Origin of the sequence: Streptomyces sp. NPDC050264 (assembly GCF_040655895.1) — a bacterium.
Classification (GTDB): domain Bacteria; phylum Actinomycetota; class Actinomycetes; order Streptomycetales; family Streptomycetaceae; genus Streptomyces.
In genome coordinates this window covers 24,145-49,515 of record NZ_JBFAKV010000021.1, presented here as the reverse complement: position 1 = coordinate 49,515, position 25,371 = coordinate 24,145, and the positions used below count along the sequence as shown (strand labels likewise).

The following is a 25,371-nucleotide window of genomic DNA, read 5'->3' as shown; positions in this document are numbered from 1 at the left end:
GTGAGCCGGATGAGCGGAGAGGGGAGGTGGCATGGCCGTGCCGGAGCTGCCCGGCGTCGCCCTCGGCGCCGCCGCCGTCTTCCTGCCCGCAGCGCTGCCGCGCGAGGGGAAGGTCGCGTTCTGGTCGCCGGACGGCGCGGGCCTCCCCGCCACCGACGCCGAGATCACGGTCGTGCGGCCGCACGGGCCGGGGGTGCGCGGCCGCAAGGTGCCCGCGCTCGTCCTGCCGGTCGTCGACGCGCTGCCGCTGCTCGTACGGGCCCGCCGCACCCGGAACGCCCATCCCGCCGCGGCCGCCTGGGGCGCCGCCGCCGCGCACGCCCTGCATCTCGTGGCCCGCGGCCGGCTGCTGCCCGGGCTCACCGCGTCCGACCACGACGCGTGGCGCGCGGGTCCGCTGGACGCCGACGACGTCGCGCAGCTCCAGGGCATCGCCGCCGCCCTGCCCCCGGAGGGGTACGCGACACCGGTCCCCGGCAGCAGACCGGTCCGGCTGCCCGATCCCGAGGCGCTGGTCCGCGCCTTCCTCGACGCGGTCGCCGACGCGCTGCCGCGCACCCCGGCCGCGGCGCACGCGGCGGGCGCCCCGTTCGCCGCCGCCGCACCCCAGCACATCCCGCACGCGCGGCCCTGGGCCGTCGAGGCCGCGGCCGGGCTCGACGCGGGGGTGCGGGTGTCCCTGCGGCTCGACCTCTCCCAGCACCTGCTGTTCGACGCCGCCGAGGAGAGCGAGACGCCGGACGACCCGGGGGAGCGGCGCGCCGGGGCCGCCGTCGTCCAGGTGCACAGCCTCGCCGACCCCACGCGCGTGGTGGACGCCGCGCACCTGTGGGAGGGCGTCGCCGACGACCACTTCGGGCCGCGCGCCCGGATCGACGCCGTCCTCGCCGTGCGCCGCGCCGTCGCCGCCTGGCCGCCGCTCGGCCGGCTCCTGGAGCAGGACGTGCCGGACGTGCTCGCCCTCGCCGAGAGCGAGCTGATCGATCTGCTCGGGCCCGGTGCGGCCCGGCTCGCCGCGGCAGGGGTCACGGTGCACTGGCCGCGCGAGCTGGCCCGCTCGCTCGCCGCCACAGCCGTGGTGCGGGCGCAGGCCGCGCCCGGCTCGGCCACCGACGGCACGACCTTCTTCGACAGCGACGAACTCCTCGCGTTCAACTGGCAGTTGGCGCTCGACGGGGACCCGCTCACCGAGTCCGAGATGGACCTGCTCGCCGAGTCGCACCGCGCCGTGGTCCGGCTGCGCGACCAGTGGGTCGTCGTCGACCCCGACCTGGTCCGCAAGGCCCGCAAGCGGGAGCTGGGCCTCCTGCAGCCCGTCGACGCACTCGCCGTCGCGCTCACCGGGGAGGCCGACGTCGACGGGGAGCGGGTCGCGGCCGTGCCCACCGGCCGCCTCGCCGAGCTGCGCGACCGCCTCACCCGCGGCATCGACACCGTCGAGCAGCCCGAAGCCCTCCACGCGACACTGCGCGACTACCAACTGCGCGGCCTGGCCTGGCTGGACCTCATGACCTCGCTCGGACTCGGCGGCTGCCTCGCCGACGACATGGGCCTCGGCAAGACGGTCACGCTCATCGCCCTGCACCTGCGCAGGAATCGCACGGCGCCCACCCTGGTCGTCTGCCCCGCCTCCCTGCTCGGCAACTGGCAGCGGGAGATCAACCGGTTCGCCCCCGGTGTCCCCGTGCGCCGCTTCCACGGCGCCGACCGCACCCTGCACGGGCTCGACGGCGGCTTCGTCCTCACCACGTACGGCACCCTGCGCACCCGCGCCACCGAACTCGCGGGCCACACCTGGGGCATGGTCGTCGCCGACGAGGCGCAGCACGTCAAGAACCCGAACTCGGCGACGGCGAAGGCGCTGCGCCAGATCGACACCCCCGCGCGCGTCGCGCTCACCGGCACCCCCGTGGAGAACAACCTGTCCGAGCTGTGGGCCCTGCTCGACTGGACGACCCCCGGCCTGCTCGGCCCGCTGAAGGCGTTCCGCGCCCGGCACGCGCGCGCGGTGGAGGGCGAGGGTCCGCTGGAGAACCCCGAGGCGATCGAGCGCCTGTCCCGCCTCGTACGCCCCTTCATCCTGCGCCGCAAGAAGTCCGACCCGGGCATCGTGCCCGAGCTGCCGCCCAAGACCGAGTCCGACCATCCGGCGCCGCTCACCAGGGAGCAGGCGTCGCTGTACGAGGCCGTGGTGCGCGAGTCGATGGCGAACATCGAGGCCGCCGAGGGCATCGGCCGCCGCGGCCTCATCATGAAGCTGCTCACCTCTCTCAAGCAGGTCTGCAATCACCCCGCGCAGTACCTGAAGGAGGGCGAGAGCGAGGGCGGGCGTCCCCGCCTCGCGGGCCGGTCGGGCAAACTCGACCTGCTGGACGAGCTGTTGGACACGATCGTCGCCGAGGACGGCTCCGGCGGCTCCGTCCTCGTCTTCACCCAGTACGTGTCGATGGCCAGGCTCCTCGCCACGCACCTGGACACCCGCGCCATCCCCAGCATGCTGCTGCACGGCGGCACCCCGGTCGCCGAGCGCGAGCGCATGGTGGACCGCTTCCAGTCCGGCGAGGTCCCCGTGTTCCTGCTGTCGCTGAAGGCCGCGGGCACCGGGCTCAACCTCACGCGCGCGGGCCACGTCGTCCACTTCGACCGCTGGTGGAACCCGGCGGTCGAGGAGCAGGCCACGGACCGCGCGTACCGCATCGGGCAGACCCAGCCCGTCCAGGTGCACCGCCTCATCACCGAGGGGACCGTCGAGGACAGGATCGCCGAACTGCTCGCGGCCAAGCGGGCGCTGGCCGACGCGGTGCTCGGTTCCGGCGAGGCGGCGCTCACCGAGCTGTCCGACCGGGAGCTGACCGATCTGGTCTCGCTGCGGAGGGAGCCGGCATGAGTCCTTCTCGTACGGGACGGCACAGCGCGCACATCCCGGGGCGGGCCGGCGCCGGGGAACAGGCGCAGGCCCGGCACACGGACACCCGCCGCACCTTCCCGCCGCTGCCGCCGCGCGCCCAGCAGGGCGACGGATCCGCCCTGACCTGGTGGGGGAACGCGTGGGTGGACGCCCTGGAGGACACCGCCCTCGACCCGGCCCGCCTCGCGCGCGGCCGCACCTACGCCGACCGCGGCCACGTCGACGCGATCACGGTCACCCCGGGCCGCGTCGTCGCCTACGTCCACGGCTCGCGTCCCCGCCCCTACCGGGCCGAACTGCGCCTGCGCACCTTGTCGGACGACGAGTGGGCCCGTTTCGTGGAGACGGCCGCGGCCCGTCCCGACCACATGGCGTCCCTGCTCGACAAGGACGTGCCGCACGCGCTCGCCGCCGCCGTCGACCTGCTGCCCGCGGTCGACGACCTGATCCCCGAGTGCAGCTGCCCGGACCGCGTCCACCCCTGCAAGCACGCGGCGGCGCTGTGCTACCAGACGGCGCGGCTCGTCGACGAGGACCCGTTCGTCCTGTTCCTGCTGCGCGGCCGCGGCGAGCAGGAGCTGCTCGGTGACCTCACGCGGCGCAACGCGGCGCACACCGCGCAGGAGCAGCGCCCCGCCGAGACGCCGTCCCTCGACTCGGTGCCCGCCCGGGAAGTGCTCGCCCGCTCCGCTCAACTGCCGCCGCTGCCCCCGGAGTTCGCCGCACCCGCGCACCCCGGGCGGCCGCCGTCCTACCCTCAGGCGCCCGGCGCCCCCGACCCGCTCGCCCTCGACCTGCTGGCCACGGAGGCCGCCACCCGCGCGCACACCCTGCTGACCACGGGAGCGGATCCGCTCGCGAGCCTCACGCCCTGGCAGGACGCCGTCCGCCTGGCCGCCGCCCACCCCGGCTCGGGCCTCACCGCGACCACCCGCGCGCTGTACGCCTCGCTCGCCCGCGGCACCGGACGCACCCCCGCCGACCTCGCCCGCGCGGTCGCCGCCTGGCGCCAGGGCGGCCTCGCGGGACTCTCCGTCCTGGAGGAGGAGTGGGACCCGCCGGCCGGCCCGTTCGACCGAGCCCGCCCCGCGCTCCTCGCCACCGGCCACCCGGAGTTCCGCCCCCGCCGCAACCACCTGTCGACGCAGTCCCTCCAACTCCGGCTAGGCCGCGACGGGTTGTGGTACGGCTACGAGTCCGACGCGGGCCGCGAGGACTGGTGGCCCAGGGGCGAGCCCGCCCCCGACCCGGTGTCGGCCCTGGACTCACTGCTCGGCGGGGTCTGACCCGGGCTCGCCCGTCAGCCCGCGCCGGTGGGCGATGCCCGCGGCCCCTCGTGCTGGGTGAGATGTGCAGGCGTGCGGCGATCTGACGGTTGCTCAAACCCTGCGCCATGAGCGCGAGTACGTCGTGTTCGCGGGCGGTGAGGCCGCTGTCGGTCGTGGGAGGACGGGCGGCCAGGGTGATGCGGCGGGTCAGGGGCGCCGCACCCAGGGAGGCGGCCGGCTCCGCGGCCTCCGCGCCTCCGCTCCGGTCGCCCGCGGCCTGCCCGCAGTGCAGCAGGTTCTGGGCCCGGCCCTGGCGGACGCGGGCCGGATCGAGGAGCTGCGCCCCGGCGCGGTGGCCGCCGCCTCGCTCGCCTTCCGCGGCACCCGTGAACCCTTCCACCCCTCCGGCGCGGCCCCGGCGCGCCTACTGCACGCTCGGCGCCGCCGCCTCCACGAACGCGGACAACGCGTCCTTGCAGCGCTGCGAGCGGCGGTCGCGGTCCTGTTCGTCCGCGGCCTCGTGCAGGCAGTTCACCAACTCGAAGGCGATCTCGGCGAGTTGCCGCACTCGCGGTACATCGCAGACCAGTTGGACCCGGGCCAGCGCCTGGCGGGCCGCGATGCGGGCCTCGTACGAGGCGAAGCGTGCCGCCTCCGCCTCGGGCGCGCCGGGGTTCTCATGGGCGCGGAACCAGCGGTCGTTCTGGCCGCGCCGGTAGTCGAAGAGGGCGCCGGCGAACCCGCTGTAGCTCGCGATGCGTTCCTGGCGCAGCTGCTCGGCGCGCGCGAGTTCCGCGCCGCGCACTGTCGCGCGGCCCTGGAAGTAGTGGGTGACCACCGAGCCGAGCAGGGTGCCGAACACCGCTATCAGTGCCGCGTCCAACGTTCCGTACTCCTCAATGCCGATCGGCCGGTCAGTGCCGATCGATGTCAACGGGCGATAAAACAGGTCGATTTCAAGCGCCCCCGTTGACTACCGTCAGGGGCGTGTCCACGAAACTCAATCAGATCATCGCTGTCGAGAAGGGCGTGAAGGCCAAGGCCCACCAGGACCTGACGGCAGCTCACCACGGATTGCAGAAGCCCGCGCTGCTGACCGGCATCGCGCGCACGTACCAGCCCAAGGACGAGGAGGGCGAGCAGCTGCCCCCGGAGTCCACGCGGGTGCAGGTGCGCGCCGAGGAAGTGCTGCGCAGGACGGCCGAGTCGCTCACCCGGCTCTTCGACGTGACCGCCACGAAGGACTGGGCGAACCGCGAGGCCCGCGCGGACGTGAGTGTCGACGGGCAGGTGCTGATCAGCCAGGTGCCGGTCTCCTATCTCCTCTTCCTGGAGAAGCAGTTGACCGACCTGAACACCTTCGTGCGCAGGCTGCCCGTGCTCGACGCCGCCGAGTCGTGGACGCAGGACCCCTCGACCGACGACTGGCGCACCGAGCCGGTGCGCACCGTGCGGACGAAGAAGGTGCCGCGCAACCACGTGAAGGCGGAGGCCACGGAGAAGCACCCGGCGCAGGTCGAGGTGTACTACGAGGACGTGCCGGTCGGCTACTGGACGACGGTGAAGTTCTCGGGCGCGCTGCCCGCCCGCCGGATCAGCCAACTGCTCGACCGGGTCGAGAAGTTGCAGCAGGCGGTGAAGTTCGCGCGGGAGGAGGCGAACGCGGCGGAGGTCACCGACCGCCGCGTCGGCGACCCGGTCTTCGGCTACCTCTTCGGCTGAACCGCTGTCACCATGAAGACTCCCCGGCCGTGCGTCGTGAACCGCGGCCGGGGTGCGCGAGGAGCGCAAAGCTGAAACTGAAGCTTGTCGTGAAGGAAGTGGTGCGTGCCGGGTACGACCCGTGACGCGTACCGCCGTCAATCTCAGACTCTCGCTCCAGACTCAGCATTCGCCGCTCAGCACCGGATCGACCGGGCCCGGCCCAGGATCCCGAATTGCCGGTTCGAATCCGGCCCGCCCAGCTCGATGGGCGGTGGTCCAACGGCAGGACACGGGATCGTGAAACTGACCGAGGTCCTCAAGTGGGCCGGTGTGCGACACGAGTGGCATTCAACGGGCCCGGGGGCCGGCTACGCCCTCGGGCCCACCGACATGCCCCGCCCCGCGAAGTACTCCCCGAACCGTTCCACCGGCAGCTCCGCCATGCGCGTCGCCGGATCCGTGCCCGACGGATTGTGGAAGTGGAAGCCCGTGCCGTCCGGCGTGCGGGCCGTGACGAGGACCAGGTGGCCGCCGCGGCCGGGGGAGGGCTCGTGGGGGCGGCGGATCGCGTAGTGCACGGAGGCGATGACGAGCCGCCCCGCGTCGAGCAGCTCGCCGATCCCGTCCGTCGTCAGTTCGCGGTGCACCCGCGCCTCGACGCCGTGCACCTCCCGTACGTACTCGACGGCGGGCGCGTAGACCATCCCATGGATCTCGCCGTCGGCGTCCACCGTGTACGCGCCGAACTTCAGGGCTCCGTCGCGCAGTTCGAACAGCGAGGGCGCCCCGGCGCCGAGCGCCATGCGCAGGCACGTCACCCCGCACAGATGCCCGCACCAGCGCGCGTAGTCCTCCACCGTCGCCGCCCCCGACTCCCGCCACGCGGGGTCCAGCGCCCGGTCGAACCCGCCCGAGACGATCGGGCCGACCAGCTCGGGTGAGGCGAACTGGGTCTGGCTGGGGTACGCGCAGGTGGTGCAGGGCGTCACTGACTCTCCCGTCGGTCCGGCGAGGGGCCGCGTCACTGGCGGTAGCCGCTCAGGAAGCGGCCGATCCGGCTGATGGCGGCATCGAGATCGTCAGCGTACGGGAGGGTGAGGATGCGGAAGTGGTCGGGCCGCGGCCAGTTGAAGCCGGTGCCCTGGACCACCTGGATCTTCTCGCGCAGCAACAGATCGAGGACGAACTTCTCGTCGTCGACGATCCGGTGGACCTTCGGGTCGAGACGGGGGAAGGCGTACAGGGCGCCCTTCGGCTTGACGCAGCTGACGCCGGGGATCTCGTTCAGCTTCTCCCACGCCTTGTCGCGCTGCTCGTGCAACCGGCCGCCGGGCACGGTGAGTTCACGGATCGACTGGCGGCCGCCGAGGGCGGCCTGGATGGCGTACTGGGCGGGCGCGTTCGGGCACAGCCGCATGGAGGCCAGCATCGTCAGGCCCTCCAGATAGTTCTTCGCGTGCTGCCGCGGCCCCGTCACGACCAGCCATCCCGAGCGGAAGCCCGCGACGCGGTACGTCTTGGAGAGGCCGCAGAAGGTGAGGACGACGAGGTCGGGGGCGAGGGCGGCGGCGCTGTGGTGGACCGCGTCGTCGTAGAGGATCTGGTCGTAGATCTCGTCCGCGAACACCATCAGGCCGTGCCGGCGGGCGAGATCGAGGATGCCCTCGACGATCTCCTTGGGGTAGACGGCGCCGGTGGGGTTGTTCGGGTTGATGATCACGACGGCCTTGGTGCGGTCCGTGATCTTGGCGGCCATGTCGTCCAGGTCCGGGTACCAGTCGGACAGTTCGTCGCAGAGGTAGTGCACGGCCTTGCCGCCGGAGAGTGTCGTGACCGCGGTCCACAGGGGGAAGTCGGGGGCGGGGATGAGGACTTCGTCGCCGTCTTCGAGGAGCGCCTGCACGGCCATCGTCACCAGCTCGGAGACGCCGTTGCCGAGGAAGACGTCATCGACGCCGACCTCCAGGCCGAGCCCCTGGTAGCGCTGGGCGACGGCGCGGCGGGCCGAGAGGATGCCGCGCGAGTCGGTGTAGCCGTGCGCCTGCGGGAGCATCCGGATCATGTCCTGGACGATCTCCTCGGGCGCCTCGAAGCCGAACAGCGCCGGGTTGCCCGTGTTCAGGCGCAGCACACTGTGGCCGGCCTCCTCGAGCGCGTTCGCGTGCTCGATCACCGGGCCGCGGATCTCGTAGCAGACCTCGCTGAGCTTGCTCGACTGCCGGAACTCCATGCGCGTGCCCTCCAGGCGGACCAGGGTGTCGGTGCGGACTGTGCGGACCTGTCTGTACGGACCAGGCGACTGTTGTTACTTGGTTTTACCAAGCTTGAGCTTGGAAAGTCCAACAAGTTGCATAGACTGCGAGCCATGCCACGCCGAAGCTACGACCAGTACTGCGCCGCCGCCCGCGCTCTCGACGCCGTCGGGGACCGCTGGACGCTCCTGATCGTCCGGGAGCTCCTCGCGGGTCCGCGCCGCTACACCGATCTGCACGCCGACCTGCCCGGTGTCAGCACGGACATGCTGGCCACACGCCTGAAGGACATGGAGCGCGACGGGCTCGCCACCCGCCGCAGACTTCCGGCACCCGCTTCGGCGTACGTCTATGAACTCACCGGGCGCGGACAGGGGTTGCTGCCCGTCCTGCTGGCACTGGGCGAGTGGGGCGCGCCCGAACTGGGCGAGCGCCGGCCCACGGACGCGGTGCGCGCGCACTGGCTGGCCCTGCCCCTGCTGCGCGAGCTGGCGGAATTCGGGGAACCCGGGGTGGTCGAGGTGCGCCTGGACGAAGGGGCGTTCCACGTACGCGTGGGCGGGGAGCCGGTGTACGGCGAGGGCGCGTACACGCAGGGCGAACCGGATGTGCGGATCGTGCTCGACGGGGAGGTCGGCGGTGATGTCGCCCGGGGAGCGGTGCGGCTGGTGGAGGCCGTGCGCGGGGGGCGGGCCGATGTCGCGGGGGACGGGGCGCTGGCCAAGGTGCTGAGGGGTCCGAATCCGTCCGGCTCCTCCAACTGATCAAGCCCCTCCGGCGTTCGAGGAGCGGGTCCGGGGCGGAGCCCCGTGCCCTCGCGCCGTAGGGGCTGGGATCGCGTTCGCGGGTGCGCCACCGTCGTGGCTGGTCGCGGTTCCCCGCGCCCCTGACGGGGCGCACCCGCTCGCGTCAGACGGTGGGCGGGATCCGCCCGGGGCGGCCCGAGCCCCGCGTCAGGGCGTAACCCCCGATACCCGCGAGAGCGGCGAGCACCGCGCCCGCACCGGTCCAGACCCAGCGACTGGTCCACCAGCCGGAGGCCCAGTCGTGGTCGTCGGCGGAGACGGTCGAGCCCGGAACCAGCGGGGTCGACAGTGAACCGTCCACCGCCGCCGCGCCGCCGATCTCCTTGGACGCGGCCTCGACCGACGCCGACACCGGCACACCCAGGTCGGTGTCGGAAAGCCCGGTCACCGTCAGCCGTACGTAGTACGTGCCGGGCAGCGGGTCGTTCGCCCACGGCTCGGACCAGGCCCGCACCGTGCGCAGCGTGCACGCCAGGTCGACGTGCGCCGCGTCGGCGGCCACCGTGCGCGCCTGGGTCCCGTACATGCAGGACTGGCGGCGGCGCAGCCCGTCGTACACGTCGATCCGCCAGGTCTGCGCGCCGTGCCGGGCCTGCGCCTCGGGCAGGTCGACCGTGGCCTTCACCGTCGGCCGCTGCCCCGAGTCGGCCGCGAACGACCAGTACAGGTAGTCGCCCGTGGACGCGCTCGCCGTCGCCTTCTGCTCCTGCGCGATCGACGTGGCCGTACGGAACGACGTGCCCGCCTCCGTCGGCGCCTTCTCCGCGCCGTCACCGTCGTCGGCTACGGCGGTCCCCGTGAATGCCGCCAGCGAGGCGAGGCCCAGCAGCAGCCCTGTCAACAACCCTGTACGTCGCATCAGTTGGTCCTCCATACGGCGACACGCCAGCGCGAGACCCAGCCCCACAGCACACCCGCGAGGAAACCGACCACGACCAGCGTGCCCAGCAGCCACCAGCCGCGGCCCAGGCCGAACGCCGCCACGTCGGACGCCGCGTCCGGGCCGTCCACCACGTCGACCGTCAGCTCGACCGGCAGACCCGGGGTCGTCTTCACGGAGGCGGGCGCGGAGTAGGAGTTCGAGACCTGGAGGCAGACCGTCTCCGCCTGCGCCTCGCCGCCGTCGTCGTCGGAGTCCTGCTCGGCCTTCGGGTAACGCAGCCCGGTCGAGACGACATCGGTGCGGCCGTCGCCGGACTCCTGGCCGCGCACGATCTCCCGGCCGCTCTTCGTGACCGCGCGCAGCAGCACGCCGTAGTCACGGTTCACGGCCCGGTCGGCGGCGATGCTCACGGAGGCGCGCAGCTCCTTGCCGGGCTCGACGTCCACCCGGTAGTAGCGGTGCTCGCCGAACTTCTCGCGGTCCGTGTAGAGACCGGACTTGAGCTCGGGCGCGTCCGCGCACTGCGCGGCACCTTCGGTGGCGACGGGCGTGACCACGGGGTCGGCCGCCCGGTCCACCAACTGCCCGACCCTGTCGCTCAGTTCCTCCTTGTGCCGGACCGAGGTGTACGTGCCACCGGTGGCGTCGGCGATGCAGGAGAGCTGCGCGCGGGTCTTGGCGTCGGCCACCAGGCCGAGCGTGTCGATGGTGAGGCCGATGCCCTTCGCGGCGATCTCGCGGGCCACCTCGCACGGGTCGAGCGGCTGGCAGGTGTCCTCGCCGTCGCTGATGAGGACGATGCGGCGGGTGCCGCCGGCCTCGCCCTTGTCCATGTCGTCGGCGGCCTTCAGCAGGGCCGGGCCGATCGGGGTCCAGCCGGTGGGCTGCAGCGTCGCGACGGCGGTCTTCGCCTCGGTGCGGTCCAACGGGCCTATGGGATAGAGCTGTTCGGTGTCCTTGCAGCCCGTCTTGCGGTCCTCGCCCGGGTAGTTGGCGCCGAGCGTGCGTATGCCGAGCTGCACTTCCTCGGGCGTCGCGTCGAGGACCTCGTTGAACGCCTGCTTCGCCGCGGCCATCCGGGAGTCGCCGTCGATGTCGCGGGCGCGCATGGAACCGCTGACGTCCAGGACGAGTTCGACCTTGGGGGCGGGCGTGTCCCCGGCGGGCTCGTCGGCGGCCGCCGCGATGCCGGTGGGCGCGAGGCCGCCCAGGGCCAGGGCGGCGAGCGCGGCGCACGCGCCCGCCGCCAGCCGTTGTCTTGTGATCATCGGCGGATCTTATGGATCAGGACGGAGACACGCCAAAACGAGACCTCTGCTCGCGCCCTCGCGCCAACTCCCGTCCCCCGAAAGCACCCGCCTTGTCCATCCCCGCCCACCAGGCCTCCATCCCGGCGGCGTCCAGCGCACCCCAGTCCGGGGTCTCCGTCACCATCGCCTGTCCCATGCCGCGGCCCAGGCCGACCATCGCGCGGCCCGCCGGGGTGCGGTCCGCGTCGTACGCGGCCAGGGCGTCGGGCAGGGTGGCGGTCGACGTCAGGGCGGATTCGAGGACCGTCGCGTCCTGGAGGGCCTTCACCGCGCCCGCGCCGGTGTGCGGCCGGGCCACGGTCGCCGCGTCGCCCACCAGGAGCATGCCGGGCGCCGTGTACCGGTCGGCCGTGAAGTCGTAGAGGGGCTGGAGGATCAGCTCGTCCGGGGTGGTGGCCATGACCACCTCGGCCCAGAACGGGGGCAGCAACTCCTCTGCCACGTACGCCAGATGGTCCCGCAGTGTGTCCGACGCGGTGCCCGGCGGCAGGCTCGTGGGGGAGGAGAGCGCCGCGTCGTGGCCGGGCGGCGGCGTCGTGTACAGGATCCAGTTGGCGCGCAGCCCGCCGGTCGCCGGGTCGGGGATGCGGTACACGACCAGGTGGCCGCCGGGGAAGACGACGTACGCGGCCTCGTCCTCGGGCCAGAGCTCCGGCGCGGTGAGCCGTTCGACGGGAAACGCGCCGCGCCACGCCAAGTACCCCGCGTAGGCGGGGCGTACGTCGCCGCAGGCCGCGGCCCGCACCACGGACCGGTAGCCGTCCGCGCCGATCACCAGGTCGAAGTGCTCGGGCGAGCCGGCGCCGAGATCCACGAGGGCGCCCGCGCCGTCCGGCGCCGGCGTCACCTGCTGGACCTGTGCCCCGGCCCGGAAGTCGGCGTTCGCGGGGATCCGGCGCCTCAACTCCTGCCACAGAGGTCCCCAGTTGTAGGTGCGGAAGGGCAGCGGAGTCGTCCACAGTGCCCGCCCGGTCGGCGCCCCGGCCCGCTTGTCCCGCACGTACCAGCGCCGCGTCGTCATCTGCACCCAAGGCATCCCGGCGTCCACATAGCCGGACGCCTCCAGCTCGGCGTAACGGGCGTTGTGCAACGTGATCCCCACACCCCGCTCGCCGAGCGGCCCGGTGGCGCGCTCGAGGACCGTGATGTCGCGCAGGCCGCCGCGGTGCGCGGCGAGGGCCGCGGCGCAGCCCGCGATGCTGGCGCCGACGACCGCGACGGATGCTGTGCTCTTGCCCATGTCCGTGTGTCCGTTCCGTTCTGGTAGGGGAAGGGGGCGGTCCGCTGGCGGAAGCCGCGGATGATCCTCGCAGGTGCGAGCCACCGGGCGAGAACCCGGGGCGGGCGCCGTACGGCGCCCGGTCGTTCAGCCAGGACGTGGGCGGAACGGGGCGACAAGAACTGGCCATCCTCGGCCGGGAGGGAACCGGCGCCGGCCCTGTCCAGGAGCGGAGCCGACGCCTCACCATTCGCTCTCACCTCGGTGGCGCCTGAGGGGATACGTCGAATCGGCGTGCCTCACAGTTCACACCTGCCACTCAAACCCCACCCGGTTCGCAGACAGCACCGGAAGGCCCCCTTCCCTCAGGCGTGGACGCGGGAACCTCCACCGCTCCTCCGCGCCTGCACTCTTTTCAGCCAGTCACTTCGCCACCTTGTAGCTCGCTCTGAGCGCTGGCTACGATCCCGCTCGTTTCGCTTTCTACATACCCTGCACGATTACTTCATTTATGTGAGGGAAGTGCGTGGAGTCGTTTACGCAGGCGGGAGCGCCGCACCACCGCGATGACTTAACACGGCCCCGGCTGTTCCGGGGCCGCCGCACCTCCTCCGGTTCCTTGCGCCCCGGAGGTTCTCCCTCCCCGTCGAAGAAGGCTTCCGCGAGGGATTTCCGCCTCTTCTGGTGGGCCAACGCCGCCGACGCGCTCGGCACCCAGGCGTCCGGAGCCGTTCTGCCGCTGCTGCTTCTCGGTCTCGGCCACTCACCGCAGACCGCGGGGCTCGTCGCCGGGCTCTCGCTGGCCGCCGGACTGCTGCTCGGGCCGCTCGCCGCCGTTCCCGCCGACCGCGGCGCCCGCAAGGCCATCATGGTCTGGTCCGCGGCCGTCGCCGCGCTCGCCATGGGGTCCATCGCCGTGACCCTCGTGGTCGGACACCTCACGCTCCCGCACCTCGTCGTCGCCGTCCTCGTCGAGCGGTTCGCCACCGCCTGCCACGACGCCGCGTCGCGCGGCACGGTCGCCCTGGTCTGCCCACCCGGCGATCAGCCGCGCGCCGTGGCCCGGCTCGCGTCCGCCGACCAAGGCGCGCTCGTCCTGGGTCCTGCCCTCGGCGGAGCCGCCTACCAGCTCTTCCGCGCCCTGCCCTTCGTGGCCGACGCCCTTTCCTATGCCGTCGTCGCCTGCTGCGTACGTGCGATGCGCACGGACCTGAAGGCCGGTGACGTCCCTTCGGACGACCCGGACAACCCAGGCCGCTCAGGCGACTCGGACGACGGACTGCTGCGCGAGGCCGCCGCCGGGCTGCGGCTGGTGCGGCGAAGGCCACTGCTGCGTCTCGTCCTGACATGGGTCGCGCTCGTCAACGGCGTGGCCGTGACGCTGTATTACTCCGCCGTGTTCGTGCTGGAACGTTCCGGCACCGGCGCGCTCCCGCTCGGCCTCGTCCTCGCCGTCACCGGCGCCGCGGGCCTGGCCGGGTCTCTCGCCGCACCCAGGGCCGCGGCCCGACTGGGCGCCGCCCGCATCCTCATCGTGGTCACCTGGCTGCTGGTCCCGCTCACCGCGGCCCTCGCACTCGCCGACGGGCCGTGGACGTACGGCGTGCTGCTCGGCGGGATCAGCCTCCTCCTGCCGCTGCCCGCGGTCGTCCTTCAGGCACGCGCCCTGCTGACGACAGAGCCTCAACTGCAGGCCCGGGTCGGCGCGGTGATCGCCACGGCCTCCGGCGCCACCGCCGCCCTCGCGCCGGTCCTGGCCGGTCTCTTCGCCGACCAGGTGGACTCCGCCGTCCCCGCACTGGGCTGTGCCGCCCTGCTCGTCCTGCTCGCCGCGTACACCACCCGGCGCGCCGCCCTCACGGAGGCCGCAGCGTGAGCCGCTTCCAGGTCTACCGCGCCGCCCTGCCCGAGGTGTGCGCCACCGATCCGCACCGCATGGTGTTCACCGCCGACGCCGAGGGCCGCTGCGAGGTCTTCACCTGGGACGCCGCCGCCCGCCGCGCCCGCCGCGTCACCCACCGGCCGGGCGGCACCCTGCACGGCGCGATCGACGCGGACGCACGGGTGTGGTGGTTCGCCGAGGACGCCCGGGGCGTCGGGCACTGGCGGTTCCAGCCCTTCGGGGGCGGCCGCGACCGGCCCGGTCTGACCGGCGTCCCCGACGGGACCGCCCGTGGACTCGCCGTCACCGCCGAAGCCACCGCCGCCCTCGGCGTAGGCCTCGACGACCACACCACGATCCGCGTCGGGCCGCGCGGCGGCCCCGGCCGCGAGGTGACGCGCGTGGACGGCCCCGCCTCGCTCGCCGGACTCGCCCCCCGCGGCGAACTGCTGGCCCTCGCCCGCACCGCCGACGCGTCCCGCGCCGTCACCCTCCTCACCCCCGACGGCATCACTGTCGCGGTCCTGCCCGGCGACGGCCCGCACGGCAGGCTGTGGGCCCTCGGCTTCAGCCCCGCCCGGGACCACACCACACTGCTGCTGGCCCGCGAGCGCGAGGACTGCTACGCGCTCGCCACCTGGACCGCCGCCACCGGTACCGTCACCCACGACTGGTGCACCCTGGACACCCAGTTCACCGCCCGCTGGTACCCCGACGGCAACGCCGCACTGATTCGCCAGGACCGCCACGGCCGTTCCCTGCTCCACCGCGCGGACTTCGCACGCCGCACCCTCGACCCCGTCCCCACCCCGCCCGGCGCCCTGCTCGACGCGGCCCCCCGCCCCGGCGACGACCTGCACACGCTGTGGACCGACAGCGCCCACCCGCCCCGCATGACCTCCACGGCCGGCACCCCGCTGCCCCCGCTCGGCACCGTCGACGGCCGCGTCCCCGGCACCCTCCGTGACATCCACACCCCGGGCCCGGACGGCCCGGTGCACACCCTGCTCAGCCTCCCCGAGTCCGGGCCCGGACCCCACCCCGCCGTGTTCCTCGTGCACGGCGGCCCCGCCGATCACGACCGCGACGCCTACGACGGCACCGTGCATTCCCTGGTCGCCTCCGGCTTCGCCGTGGCCCGGGTCAACTACCGCGGCTCCACCGGCTACGGTTCTCGCTGGCAGCGCTCCTACCGAAACGGCGTAGGGCACACCCAGGTCACCGACCTCGCCGCCGTGCACGCCGACCTCACCGGGCGGCGACTGATCCGCCCGGACGCCACCGGGCTGTGGGGCACCTCCTGGGGCGGCTATCTCGTCCTGCTCGCCCTCGGTACCCACCCAGGACTGTGGCAGGCCGGCGTCGCCGTGAAACCCGTGGCCGACTACACCGCCGCCCACGTCGCCGCCCCGCCCGCACTGCGCGCCTTGGACGAGCGACTGTTCGGCGGCACCCCCGAACAAGTACCGGACGCGTACACGCGCAGCTCCCCGATCCGCTATGCCGCCCGGGTGCGCGATCCGCTCCTGGTCGTCGCCGCCACACACGACACCAAATGCCCCCCGGCACAGGTCCGTTCCTACCTCGCCGCCCTGCACGCGGCCGGCGCCCCGCACGAGTCCCTGTGGCTCGACTCCGGGCACGACGGCTACGACGGCAGCGACCACGTGACCGTGCTGCGCCGCGCGGTGCGCTTCCTCGACCAGGAGCTCCGCGGCACCGCTCGCACCACCCCACCAAGACGCCCCTCTCCGTCCGGAGAGGGGTCAGTGCACCACACCGTCGAACACTGAAGCCGAAGGAGAAAGCCCATGCAGAAGGACGTCATCCACAACGACCCGCTGGCGGAGGACGAGACGAACCGGAAGCCGAGCGTCGGCATCACGGTCACCGTCCCGTTCCGTAACGCCGAAGACGGCGACGACACCGTCGAGGACTGATCCACACCGGCCGGCCCCGGACGCCCGGGGCCGGCCGGCCCTCAGAGCCTGTGTCATGTCCCGGGCTCTCACCACCGTCAGGAGGAAATGCCCATGCGCGTACTGCTGGTCAACATGCCCTGGTCGCCCATCGACCTGCCGTCACTGGCCCTGGGCATCCTCAAACGGAGCGTGGACGAGCGCGTTCCCGACGCCACCGCCGAAGTGCTGCACGCCAACCTCATGTTCACCGACTGGATCACCGAGCGCACCGAGTTCACCGGTGACGATTACGAGTACTACGCCCTCTCCTCCTACTTCATGGGCTGCGGCGACTGGGTCTTCTCCTCCGCCCTGTACGACGATCCGGCCTGGCGCGAGGACGAATTCGTCGCCACGATGACCGGCAGGCTCAAGTCCGCGCGGATGAGAATGACGCGCGAACTGCACAGGATCGCCCCCGAGTTCGTCGAAATGATCGCCCGGCAGATCGTGGCGAGCGAACCCGACGTCGTCGGCTTCACCTCCACCTTCCAGCAGAACACCGCCGCGCTCGCCGCGGCCCGCCGGGTCAAGGAACTCGCCCCGCACATCGTGACCGTCATGGGCGGTGCCAACTGCGACGGCGAACAAGGTGCCACCGTGCACCGCAACTTCCCCTTCGTCGACCACGTCGTACGAGGAGAGGGCGAGGCCGCCTTCCCCGCCCTCCTCGCCGCACTCGCGGAGAAGACCCCGCTGGACGGCATCACGGGCCTCTGCCACCGCGACGCCACCGGCCGGAGCGTCGCCAACGCCATGGCCACCAGGCCGCTGCCACCCGCCGCGATCCTGCCTCCCGACTACAGCGGCTACTTCGAGCGCCTCGCCGCCTCCGTGGCCCGCAACTGGGTGGAACCCAAACTCGTGGTCGAGGGCGCGCGCGGCTGCTGGTGGGGCGAGAAACACCACTGCACCTTCTGCGGGCTCAACGGCTCGTTCATGGAGTTCCGTTCGAAGAGTCCCGACACCTTCTACGACGAGATCATGGAGCTGGCCCGCCGCCACCGGGTCCTCGACATGTACGTCGTCGACAACATCCTCGACATGCGCTACCTCACCACCGTGCTGCCCCGCATCATCGACAGCGGCTACGACCTGCGCCTGCACATCGAGATCAAGGCCAACATGAAGCGCAGCCAGCTGCGCACCCTCGCCGACGCCGGACTCATCTACGTCCAGCCCGGCATCGAGAGCCTCAACAGCCGGGTCCTCGACCTGATGGACAAGGGGGTCAGTGGCTGCCAGAACGTGCGGATGCTCCGCGACGGCGCCGAGACGGGCCTCTCCGTCGCCTGGAACTACCTGCACGGTTTCCCCGGCGAGAGCGCCGAGGACTACGACCCCGTCATCGCCCAGCTTCCCGCCCTGGAACACCTCGACCCGCCGGTCGACCTGTCCGCCCGTATCGCCATCGAACGCTTCAGCCCTTACTTCGAGCGCCCCGAACTGGGCTTCACCGGCCTGCGCCCCGAGGCCCACTACCGCTTCACCTACGATCTGCCCGAGGAAGAGCTGTACGGCATGGCGTACGTCTTCGAGGCGCCCGCCCGCGGCATCGGCGAACCCACCGTCAGCGGGCTCAACGCGGCCCTCGCCGACTGGAAGAAGCACCACACCGACGCCCGCCTCACCCACGACGACCACGGAGACCGCATCGTCCTGGTCAGCCGCCGCCGCGCCTTCGCCTGGCGTGCCATGGAACTGACGGACCCCTTCGAACTGACCGTCTTCCGCCTCCTCGACCAGCCCCACAGCGTCCAGGCACTCACCCGCAAGGCCGCGGCCCGCGCCACCGGCACGGCCCGCGACGAAGACGAAGTCCAGCAGCTCCTCGACTCCTGGCGCGCTCTCGGCATCGTCTTCGCCGACGCGGGCCAGTACGTCCACATCGCCCCGGCGGCCGTCAACGAGGACCTGCTGCGCCTGGACTTCATGCGGCACATCCACGCGGCCGAAGCCGAAGCAGACGCCGACCGCGCAGCCGTCGCGCAGGACGGCACCGCCGTCCCCGAGCCGGCCTGACCCCGCCCGTCCCGGACGCAACCGGAGGACCCCGACATGACCGCCACCGTCACCGCGCCGACGCTCCTGGCCTGGCGCGACTACGACCCCGCCGCATGTGAACTGCCCGGCATGTCCCTGGGCGAGGTGCCGCTGCCCGGACCGGCCCGCGGCCAGGCCGCGCGCCTGTGGGAGCTGGGCGCACGCCGGGTACGGCTGCCCGCCCCGATCGACCTGACCGCCGCCGCGGACCCGGCCGCCGCCCTGTACGGCCTCTCCCTGGTCCGGGATCTGACCGCGCGCGCGGTCATGGTCGAGTGGGAGCTGCGACTGGACCCGCGGGCGGGGGAGAGCTGGCGGCCGCTCAGCCACCTCCAGCCGCCCGCCTCCCTGCACGGCCCCGACGGCGGTGAGGAGGAAGCGCTGAGGACGTGGCGGCGCGGCCACTACCTGTGCAAGTGCCTGTGGCGCAAAGGTCCTGGCTTCATTCAGATCCGCGACCGCCGCTGGGGAGAACTGCGCCGCTTCACCGCCGACGAACCCGAGTACGACACGGCCATCGGCCTGCTCGACTACGGCGCCCCCGCCGACACCGTCGCGAAGAGCGTCCTCGACGACTTCCGCACGGAACAACTCGTCCTCGAAGTGGGCGCGTACGCGTGGTGGCTGCCGTATCGCGTCAGCCGATGGCTTCAGCAGTCGATCGCGATCTGAAAGCCGCCGGAAAGGGCTCTCGGGCATCCGGCGATCACCCTCGGTTACTATGCCCCCTTCATGCCGGCTCGCAAGGTCGAAGGGGCAGGGGACCTGAGGAAATGCTGAGAGAAGTCACCGCCACCCGCTACGTGAACCCGCTGCACACCGGAGGCTCCGTACCCGGGGTGGTGGAGGCCGACGACCTGGGGACGTATGTGCTGAAGTTCACCGGCTCCGCGCAGGGCGTCAAGGCGCTGGTCGCCGAGATCGTCGTCGGGGAGCTGGCCCGGCGGCTCGGGCTGCGCTTCCCGGAGCTGGTGCTCGCCCACTTCGACCCGGCGGTCGCCGCCGACGAGCCGCACCAGGAGGTCCAGGACCTGCTGCGGGCGAGCGCGGGGCTGAACCTCGGCATGGACTTCCTGCCGGGCGCCGCGGACTTCACGCCGGAGGTCGCCGAGGAGTTCCCGGTCACCCCGCTGGAGGCCGGCCGGATCGTCTGGCTGGACGCGCTGACCGTCAACGTCGACCGCACGGTGCACAGTTCGAACCTCATGGTCTGGCCCACGTCCGGCACGGTCCGGCCGAGGCTCTGGCTGATCGACCACGGCGCGGCGCTCGTCTTCCACCACCGCTGGGACGCGGCCGCGCCCGACAAGGCCTACGACTTCCGGCACCACGCGCTCGGCGGCTACGCCCCGGACACCCGCGCGGCCGACGCCGAACTGGCACCCCGTGTCACCGAGGAACTGCTGCGCGAGGTCGTCGCCCTCGTACCGGACGCCTGGCTCACCGACGAGCCGGGTTTCGAGAGCCCCGACGCGGTGCGCGACGCCTACGTCACGTATCTGCTCGCCCGCGCCCGAAGCTCGGCGGTGTGGCTGCCGACGGACTTCCCGTCCCGCGACGAACTGGCGGTCGCCGACGCGCGGCGCGCCGCCGCCACCCGCAAGGGCCGGCCGGCCTGGCTGAAGCAGGTGCCCGACCTGCACGGCAAGCCCGGGGCGGAGCAGGACTGGTCCGTGCATCTCGGCTGAGCGGGTAGGCCTTCGGCGTACGGCCGGTGGGAACCGCGCGACCAGCCACGACGAGACCCGCACCCGACGACCGGGCGACGGACGCCGAAACCCCCGGCACCGTGCGATGCCGGGGGCTTGGACACGGGTCGCTCAGCCGAGCTGCTCGTACGCCGGCAGCGTCAGGAAGTCCGCGTAGTCCGCGTCCAGGGAGACCTGGAGCAGCAGGTCGTGGGCCTGCTGCCACTTGCCGGCCGCGAAGGCCTCCTCGCCGATCTCGGCGCGGATGTTCGCCAGCTCCTCGGCGGCGACCTTGCGGGCCAGGTCGGCCGTGGCGGTGTCGCCATTTTCGAAGACGACACCGGCGTTGATCCACTGCCAGATCTGCGAGCGCGAGATCTCGGCGGTGGCCGCGTCCTCCATGAGGTTGAAGATGGCGACGGCGCCGAGGCCGCGCAGCCACGCCTCGATGTAGCGGATGCCGACCTGGACGGCGTTGACCAGACCGTCGTAGGTGGGCTTCGCGTCGAGCGAGTCGATGGCGATCAGGTCACCGGCGGCGACCGCCACGTCCTCGCGCAGCCGCTCCTTCTGGTTCGGCTTCTCACCGAGGACCGCGTCGAAGGAGGCCATCGCGATCGGCACCAGGTCGGGGTGCGCGACCCACGAGCCGTCGAAGCCGTCGCCGGCCTCGCGGTCCTTGTCGGCTCGGACCTTCTCGAACGCGACCTTGTTGACCTCGGCGTCCTTGCGCGACGGGATGAAGGCCGCCATGCCGCCGATGGCGTGCGCGCCGCGCTTGTGGCAGGTGCGCACGAGGAGTTCGGTGTACGCCCGCATGAAGGGGGCGGTCATCGTCACCAGGTTGCGGTCCGGCAGGACGAACTTCTGCCCGCCGTCACGGAAGTTCTTGACGATGGAGAAGAGGTAGTCCCAGCGCCCGGCGTTGAGACCGCTCGCGTGGTCGCGCAGCTCGTAGAGGATCTCCTCCATCTCGTACGCGGCGGTGATCGTCTCGATGAGGACCGTGGCGCGGACGGTGCCCTGCGGGATGCCGACGTAGTCCTGGGCGAAGACGAAGATGTCGTTCCAGAGGCGGGCCTCCAGGTACGACTCCGTCTTCGGCAGGTAGAAGTACGGGCCCTTGCCGAGCGAGATGAGGCGCTGGGCGTTGTGGAAGAAGTAGAGGCCGAAGTCGACGAGGGCGCCGGGGACCGGCGTGCCGCTTCCGTCCACCAGGTGGCGCTCGTTCAGGTGCCAGCCGCGCGGGCGCATCACGACGGTGGCGAGTTCGTCGGCGTCCTTCAGCGCGTACGACTTGCCGGTGCGCTCGTCGGTGAAGTCGATGGAGTGGGTGTACGCGGAGGTGAGGTTCAGCTGGCCGCCGATCACGTTCTCCCAGGTGGGCGCCGACGCGTCCTCGAAGTCGGCGAGCCAGATCCTCGCGCCCGAGTTGAGCGCGTTGATCGTCATCTTGCGGTCGGTCGGGCCGGTGATCTCGACGCGGCGGTCGTTCAGCGCGGCGGGAGCGGGGGCGACCTTCCAGGAGTCGTCCGCGCGGATCGCGGCGGTCTCCGGGCGGAAGTCGAGCGTGGAGGTGCGGGCGATCTCGGCGCGGCGCTCGGCGCGGCGGGTGAGGAGCTCGTCACGCCGGGGCGTGAACAGCCGGTGCAGCTCGGCCACGAAGGCGAGGGCCGCATCGGTGAGCACCTCGTCCTGCCGGGGCAGGGGCGAGGCGTCGACGATGGCCAGCGGGGACGGCGCTGGTGCGGACATGAGGCTGTCACTTCCTTCAGCGAGCGGCGGCGCGGGCGGCATGCGGTGCCGGGGCGCCTGGGTACGGCTGACGGCCCCGTTTTCCGGGACCGGCCCTTCTCAGCAGTGGATATTAGTTTCCTTATCGTGGAAGTTCAATCGTTTGTTGATGTCGAGATTCTCTGAGTCGACAGAACGTGGCGCTCAGTGCCACGTCTTTCACTCAAGGTGGCGGAGGTCCGCCGCCGTGTCGATGTCGTACGCCTCGGCGACCTCCCCGCACTCCACCAGCTCCACGGCCCCCGCGTGCTCCTTGAGGTAGGCGCGGGCCCCGCGGTCCCCGTCCGCGCTCGCCGCGATCCCCGCCCAGTGGTCCCGGCCGAACAGCACCGGATGCCCGCGCTCCCCGTCGTACGCGGCCGCCACCAGGGACGCAGGCGAGCGGTACGCCGACCGGACCCGGGCGACCGCGGCGGCGCCGATACCCGGCTGGTCCACGAGGAGGACGAGCGCGGCGGCCGCGCCCGTGCCGGCGAGGGAGTCCAGGCCCGCCCGCAGCGACGACCCCATGCCGTCCTCCCACTCCGGGTTCTCCACGATCACGCACCCTTCGAGCCCGGCCCGCGCCCGTACGTCACCGGCCGCCGCTCCGAGTACCACGTGCAGCGGCCCGCAACCCCCCTCGCGCAGCACGCGCACCGCGTGTTCCACGAGCGGGCGCCCGCGATGGGACAGCAGGGCCTTGGGGCGCCCTCCGAGCCGCCGCCCGCCGCCCGCGGCGAGCAGCAGTCCGGCCACCCCGTCCGTTTCTCTGGTCGTCATGCCCCCTGCATACCGCACGGGGCCGGCCGGTGCCCGCATACGCAGAGTTGCCTTACGCAACGGACTGGCGCGAAAGGCGGTCGTGGCGTTAACTGGGCGCCCTCGAACCCGAGTTGGGCGCTCGATCAGCGCCCCGCGCGGGTTCGCGGCGAAGGCGTACGACAGGCGCACAACGAGGTGCGAGGGGGAGACCTGTGTTGCGGAGCGTGGAGCACAGACAGGGGCGGACTCCGGTGACCGGCAGCGACGAGGACCCGCGGGTGGCGGAACTGCGCACGGCAGTGTCCCGGCTGCGCCGCGAACTCGCCGCCCACCCGGCCGAGTTCGCGGACCGGGGCATCGCCGAGGACGAGCTGGCGGCCCTCGACGCCATGGTGGGCCGCGGCAGCCCCGAGGTACCACGGCTGCGCCGCTCGCTGCTGCTGGTCGCGGGCGCGATCGGGTCGGTCAGCGCCCTGTCGGCAGCGCTCACCGAGGTGCGCGGAGCGATCGAACTGTTCGGGGGACCGGCTCCGCACCGGTGACAGGCCCTAGGTCCAATGCCGTTGCCTTAGCCGCGATCTTGGTGCGTGCACCCCCGAGCGCAGGCGCGGCGCGCATCCTGGTGACATTCTCAAGAACCGCAGGAGTCCACCGTGTCACGGCGGTTCATGAGCCTGGGGCGACGAAGGGCAAGATCGCCCGTAACGCAACGGCATTGGACCTAGGCCACCCAGTGCGGGCGGCCCGGTTCGTCGCCCGCCTGGCCGAGGCCGCCGACCCCCGCGTCGACGGCCGCGGCGACCCGGCGCACCGCCTCCTCGGCGACCTCGGCCGGCTGCGTATAGGGCCAGCGCAGCCGGTGCTCGAACGTGCCGGGGTCCGCGCCGAACCGTGACCCGCCCTCGATCCGCACCCCGTGCCGCAGCGCCGCGCCGGCCAGCGCCGAGGCGATCGGCCGGCCGAGGTCGATCCAGAGGGACATCCCGCCGGGCGGGACCTGCCAGCGCCAGTCCGGGAATTCCTGCCCGAGCAGACCGGCCAGCTGATCGCGCTGGTCACGCAGCAGGGGCAGACGCCGGCGCAGGATCTCCTCCTCACGCCCGAGCAGCCGCAGAGCCACCAGCTGGTCGAGCACGGAACCTGACATGTCGGCCATCACACGCTGCGCCGTCAGCTCCGTGATCAGCCGCGCGCCCGCCCGCACCCAGCCGACCCGCAGACCGCTCCAGTGCCCCTTGCTCAGCGAGCCGACGGTGACGATCTGTTCGCCGCCGTTCGGCGCCAGCGAGGCGAACGGCGGGGGCGTCGGGGTGTCCAGCGCGATGTCCGCGATCGTCTCGTCGACGACCAGCCAGGTGCCCGTCGCGCGGGCGTCGGCGATGATCCGCCGGCGCTGGTCGGGCGGCATCAGCCGGCCCGTCGGATTCTGGAAGTCGGGGATGAGATAGGCGAGCCGGGGCGCCGACTGCCGCAGGGTCGCGCCGAACAGCTCGGCGTCCCAGCCGTCCTCCGTCACCGGCACGGGAGCGGTGCGCAGCCCCAACTGCCGGATCACGGAAAGGGCGTTGGCGTACGACGGGTTCTCCACGGCGATCCGGTCGCCGGGCCTGCCGAGCAGAGTGAGGGTGAGCGCGACCGCCTGCTGGGCGCCGGACGTGACCAGGATCTGCTCCGGCCGCGTCGGCAGACCGCGCCGCGTGTACCGCTCGGCGATCGCCCCCCGCAGCTCCGCCAGACCGTACGGGTGGTAGCCGGGCGTCAGCGCGTGCCGGGCCACATCCTGGCTCGCGGCGGCGTAGGCGGCGGCCAGCTCGTCCGCCAGCGCGCCGGGAGCCGCGATGGCCAGATCGATCACGTCCTCCCCGGCCTCCGGCGTGCGCACGCTCGTCAGGCGCGCGCCCTCGGGCAGCTCGGTCCACGTCCCGGCCCCGCGCCTGCTGCGCGCGTACCCGCTCTCGCGCAGCAGGTCGTACGCGGCCGTCACCGTGGCCCGGCTGACCCCGAGCGTCACCGCGAACCCGCGCTCGGCCGGCAGCCGCGTGTGCAGCGCCACCCGCCCGTCGAGGAGCAGCGTCCGCATGCCCTGCGCGAGCGCGCGGTAGCCCGGCCGCTCCCCGGCGACGCCCGTCACCAGAGCGGCGAGGCGCTTGGCTCCCGGCCGCCCGGCCGCGCTGTCCAGGCCGTGGACTCCTGCTCCGCCTGCCATGCCACATTCCCGTCATTGGCCCTGCTGTCCAGGCCAATCTATCTACAGACTCGGAAGTGGCCCACAGAGGTGGCCCGGGTGGGAACGAGGAGGCACGTCATGCACGCCGACAGGAGCGGCTTCAGCGACCGGTACGAGCGGGTGCTGCAGCGCCGCGCGGAGGAAGCGACGGGCGGGCGCCTGTGGGGGACCCGCCGCAGGCCGCGATCCCCGGCCGCGCCGGACCGGCCCGGCCGGGTCGTCGTCGGCGTCAGCGGCTCCCCGGCGAGCCGCGTCGCCCTGCGCTCGGCGGCGGCCGAGGCGGCGCGGCGCGGGCGCGAACTGGTGGCCGTGCGGGCCTGGGAGCCGCCGGAGGGCGAGGGCATGTACCGGCGCCGACCGGACCGTGAGTGGGCCGAGCACTGGCATTCCTTCGCGCGCGCCGAGCTGACCCGGGCCGTCGGGGAGACGCTGGGCGGACCGCCGCCCGGCGGCCCGGACGTGTCGCTCCGCGTCGTACGCTCCCGGCCAGGACCCGCGCTGACCGCCTTGGCGACCGGTCCCGAGGACCTCATCGTCATCGGCGTACGAGGCCGCCGCGGCGGGGTGCACCGGTTCGTACGGCGGCACGCGGTGTGCCCGGTCCTCTCGGTTCCGGTGCGCTTGGCAGGGCGGGCGGAATTGCGTGCCCTGCGCCATATGACTCCGGCGGATTTCTGAGCCC

21 protein-coding genes and 1 pseudogene are annotated in these 25,371 nt (G+C 72.8%); 12 read left to right on the top strand and 10 right to left on the bottom strand.

Annotated elements, in window-relative coordinates:
- The first annotated feature begins 31 nt into the window (after positions 1-31).
- A complete protein-coding gene (locus AB0J02_RS31055) occupies positions 32-2,887 on the top strand; it encodes a DEAD/DEAH box helicase (RefSeq protein ID WP_363197137.1) in 2,856 nt (951 codons plus the stop codon).
- Positions 2,884-4,194, top strand: coding sequence for an SWIM zinc finger family protein (locus AB0J02_RS31050; RefSeq protein WP_363197136.1), 1,311 nt, complete (start codon positions 2,884-2,886; stop codon positions 4,192-4,194). The genes AB0J02_RS31055 and AB0J02_RS31050 overlap by 4 nt, the downstream gene beginning before the upstream one ends.
- Before the next feature lie 61 nt (positions 4,195-4,255).
- Here the strand turns inward: AB0J02_RS31050 and AB0J02_RS31045 are convergent.
- Together AB0J02_RS31045 and AB0J02_RS31040 are read right to left on the bottom strand one after the other, a co-directional pair.
- Positions 4,256-4,576, bottom strand: a pseudogene (locus AB0J02_RS31045) (LuxR C-terminal-related transcriptional regulator); the annotation flags it as partial.
- 24 nt (positions 4,577-4,600) lie between these two features.
- Positions 4,601-5,059 carry a hypothetical protein gene (locus AB0J02_RS31040; RefSeq protein ID WP_363197135.1) on the bottom strand — a complete coding sequence of 153 codons (459 nt, stop codon included), beginning with the start codon at positions 5,057-5,059 and terminating at the stop codon, positions 4,601-4,603.
- Between the two features lie 104 nt (positions 5,060-5,163).
- Between AB0J02_RS31040 and AB0J02_RS31035 the strand changes: the two genes are divergently transcribed.
- Complete coding sequence (locus AB0J02_RS31035) at positions 5,164-5,898, top strand: hypothetical protein (protein ID WP_363197134.1); 735 nt, start codon at positions 5,164-5,166, stop codon at positions 5,896-5,898.
- A 350-nt stretch (positions 5,899-6,248) separates the two neighbouring features.
- Here the strand turns inward: AB0J02_RS31035 and AB0J02_RS31030 are convergent, their stop codons facing one another.
- Positions 6,249-6,869 carry a peptidase gene (locus AB0J02_RS31030; RefSeq protein ID WP_363197133.1) on the bottom strand — a complete coding sequence of 207 codons (621 nt, stop codon included), beginning with the start codon at positions 6,867-6,869 and terminating at the stop codon, positions 6,249-6,251.
- 32 nt (positions 6,870-6,901) lie between these two features.
- Positions 6,902-8,110 carry a pyridoxal phosphate-dependent aminotransferase gene (locus tag AB0J02_RS31025; RefSeq protein ID WP_363197132.1) on the bottom strand — a complete coding sequence of 403 codons (1,209 nt, stop codon included), beginning with the start codon at positions 8,108-8,110 and terminating at the stop codon, positions 6,902-6,904.
- 135 nt (positions 8,111-8,245) lie between these two features.
- Between AB0J02_RS31025 and AB0J02_RS31020 the strand changes: the two genes are divergently transcribed.
- Complete coding sequence (locus tag AB0J02_RS31020) at positions 8,246-8,896, top strand: helix-turn-helix domain-containing protein (RefSeq protein WP_363197131.1); 651 nt, start codon at positions 8,246-8,248, stop codon at positions 8,894-8,896.
- Between the two features lie 145 nt (positions 8,897-9,041).
- On the opposite strand, the gene AB0J02_RS31015 is transcribed toward AB0J02_RS31020, so the two are convergent.
- Genes AB0J02_RS31015 through AB0J02_RS31005 form a run of 3 tightly spaced genes read right to left on the bottom strand, consistent with a single transcriptional unit; the run spans position 9,042 to position 12,371 of the window.
- A complete protein-coding gene (locus tag AB0J02_RS31015) occupies positions 9,042-9,797 on the bottom strand; it encodes a hypothetical protein (protein WP_363197130.1) in 756 nt (251 codons plus the stop codon).
- A complete protein-coding gene (locus tag AB0J02_RS31010; RefSeq protein WP_363197129.1) occupies positions 9,797-11,089 on the bottom strand; it encodes a VWA domain-containing protein in 1,293 nt (430 codons plus the stop codon). The genes AB0J02_RS31015 and AB0J02_RS31010 overlap by 1 nt, the downstream gene beginning before the upstream one ends.
- A 16-nt stretch (positions 11,090-11,105) precedes the next feature.
- Positions 11,106-12,371 carry an FAD-dependent monooxygenase gene (locus AB0J02_RS31005; protein ID WP_363197128.1) on the bottom strand — a complete coding sequence of 422 codons (1,266 nt, stop codon included), beginning with the start codon at positions 12,369-12,371 and terminating at the stop codon, positions 11,106-11,108.
- Positions 12,372-12,969: 598 nt separating this feature from the next.
- On the opposite strand from AB0J02_RS31005, the gene AB0J02_RS31000 reads away from it, so the two are divergent.
- From AB0J02_RS31000 to AB0J02_RS30975, 6 genes are all read left to right on the top strand, one after another.
- Positions 12,970-14,226, top strand: a complete 1,257-nt coding sequence (locus AB0J02_RS31000) for an MFS transporter (protein ID WP_363197127.1) — start codon at positions 12,970-12,972, stop codon at positions 14,224-14,226.
- The gene (locus AB0J02_RS30995) at positions 14,223-16,025 is read left to right on the top strand and encodes an alpha/beta fold hydrolase (protein ID WP_363197126.1); all 1,803 of its coding nucleotides are present in this window, start codon (positions 14,223-14,225) and stop codon (positions 16,023-16,025) included. The genes AB0J02_RS31000 and AB0J02_RS30995 overlap by 4 nt, the downstream gene beginning before the upstream one ends.
- Before the next feature lie 18 nt (positions 16,026-16,043).
- A complete protein-coding gene (locus tag AB0J02_RS30990) occupies positions 16,044-16,172 on the top strand; it encodes a hypothetical protein (protein WP_256359348.1) in 129 nt (42 codons plus the stop codon).
- Between the two features lie 93 nt (positions 16,173-16,265).
- Positions 16,266-18,215 carry a RiPP maturation radical SAM C-methyltransferase gene (locus AB0J02_RS30985; RefSeq protein WP_363197125.1) on the top strand — a complete coding sequence of 650 codons (1,950 nt, stop codon included), beginning with the start codon at positions 16,266-16,268 and terminating at the stop codon, positions 18,213-18,215.
- Positions 18,216-18,251: 36 nt separating this feature from the next.
- The gene (locus AB0J02_RS30980) at positions 18,252-18,908 is read left to right on the top strand and encodes a DUF5825 family protein (protein ID WP_363197124.1); all 657 of its coding nucleotides are present in this window, start codon (positions 18,252-18,254) and stop codon (positions 18,906-18,908) included.
- Positions 18,909-19,009: 101 nt separating this feature from the next.
- Entirely contained in the window at positions 19,010-19,924 is a 915-nt protein-coding gene (locus AB0J02_RS30975) for a HipA family kinase (RefSeq protein WP_363197123.1), read from the top strand.
- 132 nt (positions 19,925-20,056) lie between these two features.
- Here AB0J02_RS30975 and aceB read toward each other — a convergent pair whose 3' ends face one another.
- Complete coding sequence (gene aceB, locus AB0J02_RS30970; RefSeq protein ID WP_363197122.1) at positions 20,057-21,679, bottom strand: malate synthase A; 1,623 nt, start codon at positions 21,677-21,679, stop codon at positions 20,057-20,059.
- A 198-nt stretch (positions 21,680-21,877) separates the two neighbouring features.
- Positions 21,878-22,480, bottom strand: coding sequence for a nucleotidyltransferase family protein (locus AB0J02_RS30965; protein ID WP_363197121.1), 603 nt, complete (start codon positions 22,478-22,480; stop codon positions 21,878-21,880).
- Positions 22,481-22,674: 194 nt separating this feature from the next.
- Here AB0J02_RS30965 and AB0J02_RS30960 point away from each other — a divergent pair, with 194 nt between their 5' ends.
- Positions 22,675-23,004: a DUF5955 family protein gene (locus tag AB0J02_RS30960; RefSeq protein WP_363197120.1), complete on the top strand. Its 330-nt coding sequence runs from the start codon at positions 22,675-22,677 to the stop codon at positions 23,002-23,004.
- A 179-nt stretch (positions 23,005-23,183) separates the two neighbouring features.
- Here AB0J02_RS30960 and AB0J02_RS30955 read toward each other — a convergent pair whose 3' ends face one another.
- The gene (locus AB0J02_RS30955) at positions 23,184-24,668 is read right to left on the bottom strand and encodes a PLP-dependent aminotransferase family protein (RefSeq protein ID WP_363197119.1); all 1,485 of its coding nucleotides are present in this window, start codon (positions 24,666-24,668) and stop codon (positions 23,184-23,186) included.
- A gap of 99 nt (positions 24,669-24,767) precedes the next feature.
- On the opposite strand from AB0J02_RS30955, the gene AB0J02_RS30950 reads away from it, so the two are divergent.
- Entirely contained in the window at positions 24,768-25,367 is a 600-nt protein-coding gene (locus tag AB0J02_RS30950) for a universal stress protein (RefSeq protein WP_363197118.1), read from the top strand.
- The last annotated feature ends 4 nt before the right edge of the window (positions 25,368-25,371 follow it).